This window comes from Lactobacillus apis (assembly GCF_002837055.1).
GTDB lineage: Bacteria > Bacillota > Bacilli > Lactobacillales > Lactobacillaceae > Lactobacillus > Lactobacillus apis.
This window is the reverse complement of the sequence record NZ_PDKP01000004.1, coordinates 58,939-65,105: the sequence shown is the minus strand read 5'-3', so window position 1 is coordinate 65,105 and position 6,167 is coordinate 58,939. Positions and strand designations below refer to the sequence as shown.

At 33.2% G+C, this 6,167-nt stretch carries 5 protein-coding genes; all 5 read left to right on the top strand.

The genetic code is table 11. The features are described from left to right. Window positions 1-565 (top strand): SLAP domain-containing protein (locus tag CRG87_RS04955; protein ID WP_207763437.1); only part of this gene is annotated, 565 nt, incomplete at its 5' end. Between the two features lie 217 nt (window positions 566-782). After that, window positions 783-1,073: a type II toxin-antitoxin system MqsR family toxin gene (locus CRG87_RS04950; protein ID WP_074425805.1), complete on the top strand. Its 291-nt coding sequence runs from the start codon at window positions 783-785 to the stop codon at window positions 1,071-1,073. Between the two features lie 13 nt (window positions 1,074-1,086). After that, on the top strand, window positions 1,087-2,010 hold the full coding sequence (locus CRG87_RS04945; protein WP_074425804.1) for a type II toxin-antitoxin system antitoxin SocA domain-containing protein: 924 nt from the start codon (window positions 1,087-1,089) through the stop codon (window positions 2,008-2,010). A 562-nt stretch (window positions 2,011-2,572) separates the two neighbouring features. After that, a complete protein-coding gene (locus tag CRG87_RS04940) occupies window positions 2,573-2,959 on the top strand; it encodes a hypothetical protein (protein ID WP_074425803.1) in 387 nt (128 codons plus the stop codon). Between the two features lie 389 nt (window positions 2,960-3,348). Further along, window positions 3,349-6,084 carry a sigma 54-interacting transcriptional regulator gene (locus CRG87_RS04935; RefSeq protein ID WP_074425802.1) on the top strand — a complete coding sequence of 912 codons (2,736 nt, stop codon included), beginning with the start codon at window positions 3,349-3,351 and terminating at the stop codon, window positions 6,082-6,084. Window positions 6,085-6,167 lie beyond the last annotated feature (83 nt).

Sequence of the window (6,167 nt, the reverse complement as noted above, 5' to 3'; positions counted from 1 at the left end):
GGATAAAGCAGAAAAAGATTTAACTGTTAAGCGTACTGAACCATCTCTCCCGTGGACTAATACCACTCCAAGTTCCATTGAATCTACTTCACAAGCAAGTGCAGATGTAACTGCTTCGGATAAGAACAAGGATAATGCGGAAAATAAGGATACCAAAGAAGAGGGTAAATCAACTAAGGTAATGTTCAAGTCTGTTCTTTACACTAAGGAGATCAAGAAGACCTCTAAGACTGCCAAGGCATATAGCCTCCTTAACCTTGTAGTTGAAAAGGATAAGTTAAAGGTTTATACATTTAATGGTCAACATTTCTACAAGGTAGTAGATAAAGACGAATATGTTCGTGTAAGAAACATTACTGGCACCAAGGCTAAATTGAAGAGAAATTCTTACGTATACAAGTCTAATGGTAAAAAGGCATCACGTCAGCTTCTCAAGAAGGGTGCCACTGTAACCATTTACGGTGATCAATATAAGGCTTTAGAGAAATTCAAGAAGACATATAGAATTGGCGAAGGCAAATACGTCAAGAGCGTAAACTTCTATGAAGTTCATCTTGTAAAATAGCTTCTAGATTTTAAAAGATGAGCAAATACGTCTCTTTGCTAAATCCTGTTGATAAAGATTAAATGAAAAGAAGCAAGCAGCTAAAAACTGCTTGCTTCTTTTTCTTTTACCTTGTTTCTGCCAATCTGCATAGAACTACAAAGTATAATATTTGCTAATTGCTACTGATTAGTAGTAGATGCTATAATAATGTAGAAATGATACTTGGAGGTTTGTAATGGAAGTTGCTGAGGCATTAGCAAGGCTAAAATTCTTGGTGAAGCATGGTCATTTTCAAATGGTTCAAAGAAGATACAAAATGGCAATGCCAGTTTCAGTAACTTTGGCGAAGGAAATAGTTAAGCAGTTGTCAGTCAGTGATTTTGTCAAACATGAACCGAATAGAAGTAATCCATTACAATTTGTCTGGGTATTTAAAACAAGCGATGGCCAAACTTACTACATTAAATTCGTATTTACTGAAGATAATCAAAAAGTAGTATTTATTAGTTTCCATCTTGATTATTAAAGGAGGGGTTTATATGGCTTACCAAAAGGATTTCACTACTATTTATACTATTGATGGACATAAGTATACAGTAACAGCACCAGCTCTTTTTGACAGTAAAACCAATGAACTGATTCCAGATAAGGCATTAGATGATCAAGCTGCTGAAATTGCCCGTCAAAAATATCGTGACGAAATGGGTCTATTGTCACCAAAAGAAATAAAACAATATCGAGCTAAAGTTGGATTAACACAACGTAATTTAGCAGAATTAACCGGATTAAGTCCAAATACGATTGCTCTTTACGAAGCAGGTGCATTTCCAACAAAGGCTAATAATAGGTTGTTAAAAGCTCTCATAAAGAGCGATAATGTACTTGAACAATATATTTCTGATGAAAAGAATAAATATTCTGATGAATTGATAGCAAAAGTTAATTCCTATTTGAACCATAGTGATAGTGTTGTAGAATCACAACCTGAGCAACCTAAGTTCACTGCTGTGCAGTTAGCCAATTGGTTTCGAGTTGAGAATTACTTTGAGCGGGATAATGATTTGAATGTTGATCCATTAACGCAAATGAAAGCCAATAAGCTTCTCTATTTTGCATATGGTAGATTTTTAGCTAAAACTAGAAGTAGGCTGTTTTCTTCCCCTATTATTCATTTACAATACGGTCCAGTAATAACTGAAGTACATAAAAAGTTTAATGGTAAGCGTGTTTTAGATATTGATAAACCAGACAAAGAGGCCATGAATGACTATAACTTGGTTTCTAAAGATGGTGAAATTGCCGATTTACTAGATAAGGTTAATGATGATTACATTAATTACAATGCTGCTCGATTAAGTAAGCGGACTCATCGGTCCGGGTCACCATGGGATTTAACTCCGGATAGAGAAATAATTAAAGATCAGTTGATTTTTGATTCGTTTAATCGAGGAGTAGAAGAATAGTTTGAGAAAGAATAAATAATAAGTGTCCTAATGTGGGTCTCAATAAATTTATTGAGTTGTAGGCTCAGTCTTTTGCTTAATCCTATAACAGAGCTAACTGCCTTTAAAGCAGTTGCTTGAAATTTAGAGAAGAAGTCTTGTTTACAAGGCTTCTTTTTCTTTATATCTAGGCTATAACTTAGATAAATTAATCTTGTACAAGAAATTGCTGAAAATGGTAATTATAATTGGTGCAGCAATTATTGAAGTAGTATTGAGCACACTCATGGTTGAAGATAAAATTTCTTGATCAACTTTATTATCAAGCCATTTGAGTTAAATTTGGGCTTGCAGTACAATATAAGTTAAGTATACAAAAAATATAAAAGTATAGTTTTAATTGATAATATTGGGCTAATAAAAATGGCGAATCTGGTGGATTGCTACCAGTTCTTATTAGTAATTTTAGAAGAATGCCAATGCATTTAGTGAGTGAATATATAGCTTTTTTAAGATAAGTTTTTATAAAAATTAAGCTAATGAACAATTCTAAAAATAAATCTTTTTTCTTTAGGAGTAGATTATGAAAATGAAGTTTAGTAAAATTTTTCCTATTTCAATAGGTATTATATTGATAATAATTGCGATAAAAGATTTTTCTCCTTGGCGTAGTACAGGGGAAATAATAACAGGACTAATAACATTGGCAGTGGCATTATTTTCCAAAAGTAAAGACCAAGAATCAACTTCTTCTGAAATAGATCACTTAGTTGACCACAAAGTTGTAATTTATTCGGAACGCATTTATTTGGCGATGTTTTTCGTCTTTCTAATTTTATATTACTTAGATGGGAAAAATGTAATACTAGGTGTTATATCTATTTATTCGTTATTGCTTTGGTATATTCAGCTGGTAATGCAATTAATAATAAGTGTTTTAGAGATAGTAAAAAGTAATAAAAATAAATAATTTTAAACCTTTTACTTGTTGTTTGAATGTTGAAAAAGTAGCTGAAACACTAGTATTGCTGATTCGTTGCTATCCAGGAAATGTAGTAGAAAAATAATTTAATTTAAACAAAAATAAGTTTTAAAAGACTTGAAGACAATAGCTTCAAGTCTTCTTTGTTTTCACACTAATATACACTTTTTCACACAAGCGCTTTTTTCAACTAATTAAAATGTGTGCATTAACGAGAAAAAACGCTGTAACTAGAACAAAATAAGGAAAAATCTTTTTCTGCTAGCCAGATTCACAGTCTGCTACAGTGAAAAAAGCTCGGACTTGTTGATAAAGTTAATGTAAAATGACTTTGAAAGCGGTTTTAAGTTGAGACGATATTTAAAAAAGAGGTCATTATGCTAAAAGACGAGATTTTACATTACTTGGATAAAGAAACGAAAACAGTCAATTTGGAGGAATTAGATGACAAATTTACGGCTGGTGGAATTGCTAAAGCTTTAAACGCAAAGCGCAATACCGTCAGCTTGTATTTAAATCAACTGACTAATGAAGAGAAATTGGTAAAAATTGAAACTAGACCTGTGCATTTTCTTCACCGCTCAAGCTTTGAAAAAGAGAACTACAAACTGAAAAAAAGTGTCTATCAATCTGTTACAAAATTAGAACAGGAAAATAGCAACCAAGATTTGCTAAAACGATTCGTCCAAATTAATCCTAGCTTGAAGGAGAGCATTGAGCGAGTTAGGGCCGCAGTTCTATATCCTAACGGCGGCTTGCCTTTACTGATTAATGGAGAAAGTGGTACAGGAAAAAGTTATTTGGTCAGCTTGATCAATCGTTTTTGCCGCACACATAAATTAATTAAAAAGTCTGCGCCCTTTATAACAATCAACTGTGCGCAGTACGCTGACAATCCAGAACTATTAACTAGCAATCTTTTTGGCTATAAAAAAGGTGCTTTTACTGGTGCTGATGAAGATCATGAGGGTGCATTTATTGAAGCCGATGGTGGAATTCTCTTTTTGGATGAAGTCCACCGACTTGGTCCTAAAGGTCAAGAAAAGCTATTTACTTATTTAGACCAAGGGATTGTTTATCCAGTTGGTGAAACGAAAAAAGGAAAAAGGGTCCATGTGAGATTATGCTTTGCCACAACTGAGGATCTGGATACCAGTTTTTTAACTACTTTTACACGTCGTATTCCCGTAAAAATCACTTTGCCTCCGCTTAGTCAACGGAGTAAGGAAGAGCGCTTGAATTTGGTTTATACGCTTTTTAATAATGAGCAAAAAAAGATTGCTAAACCACTTTCTATTAGCGATCAAGTTTTAGACATGTTGGCCAACTATCAGCCAACCGGCAATATAGGAGACTTGAAAAATGCAATTAAGTTAACAATTGCTCGCGCTAATGCTGATCAAAAAGACAACGAGACAATTACTTTGACGGCATATAACTTACCACTAGACGTTTTGAGTAAAAGCAAAGTGGAGGTCTATCATCCTTCTTCTAAGCCAATTATGATTACAAATGAAACAGAAGTAGATGATTTAATTGAACGAAATTTTCCCGAAAAGAAAATTTTTCTTAATAGCTTAAATAAGTTACTCAAAGTCTATGAGCAAAGTGATGAAAATTTGGCTGAATGTGAATCTAAGTTAAAACAAATAGTGTATCAGCTATTTGATTCCTTGCTTTTTGAAAAAAATAATAGCGATCATATTCCATTGCTTTCCTATGTGATCGATGGCGTTAACCATTTGTTTGAGCAAATGAAAACAGCTTATCAGCTAAAGATTAGTAATAATGCAGTATATGCAGTTAGTTACTATTTATTTGAGCGCCAAAAGTTTCAATGGAGCAGTGATGAAATAAAGAATCAAAAGGCTTTGGTGAAGCTCAACAAAGATGTTCGCCAACGCTATCTTGACATTTATGTTTATGTCACCAAGTTAATTAATTTGATTAAGACAAATTTGGATATTGAACTTAATGAAGTAGATTATATCTTTCTAACAATTTATCTAAACAAGTTGGAGATTATTACCAAGACTGGTTTGATTAAAGCAATTGTGATTGCTCATGGTTATGCCACAGCTGGGAGTATAGCAAATGTAGTTAACCGGCTCTTGAGTGCACATACACTTGATGCATTTGATATGCCAATTAATGTTAGTACGCAAGAAATTGCCGACAAAATAATTGATTATACTGAAAATAATGATGTGACGCATGGCCTAATTATTCTAGTTGATATGGGATCATTGAAAGAGATTGAAACACTTTTTCCACGCCAGATTAATGCACCGATTTTATTAATTAACAACGTTTCCACATTATTAGCCTTAACGGTGGGTGAAAGCATTCTAAAGAAACGTAATTTTCGGAAGATTAGTCAATTAGTAAAACAAACCGGAGAGATTGAAATTAAATTAACCTACCCGGAAACCAGTAAGCAAAAGGTGATTCTAACAACTTGTTATTCTGGAATTGGAACTGCAACGCATGTCGCAAGACTTTTGGAGCGTTGCTTGCCGAATAAAAAAATTAAGATTGTACCGTATGATTTTCAAGCTTTGAAAGATACTCATGAAGTGGGCATTATTAAGAAAATGTATGAGGTTGTTGGCATCATTGGAACTGAGAACCCAAGCATTAACGGAATTGATTTTATTTATCTTGAACAAATTTTATCTGACAAAGATACAGCTAAGTTAAGTGACTGGCTAAAAACAGCATTTTCGAATCAGGAAATAGAAACGATTCTCAATAACTTAGTTAAGAACTTTTCCTTAGAGCAAACCATTAATATGGTTACTATTCTTGATGCACCCAAAGTCATTGAAAACATTACTATTTTTATTCAAGAGCTTGAGCGTCGCTTTTCAATTACTCTGTCTAATCAAAAGAAGTTTACCCTTTATGTTCATGTCAGCTACTTAATTGAGCGATTAATTAGGAAGGAAGCTAATAATCTTGATTATGATTATGAAAAATCATTCTCGCAAAAATACGCTAATGAACTAAGCAAAATAAAAGCTGCATTCAGTGTGATTAGTGATAATTATAGTGTGAAAATTCCCAAATCAGAGTTAATTTACATAGATCAAATAGTTTTTGATCGACAATAAAAGCCACATTTACCAACGTTTATTAGGTAATGTGGCTTTTTTGTTTATAACTTGGCACAAAAGTTGCTATTTAGTTGATGGAA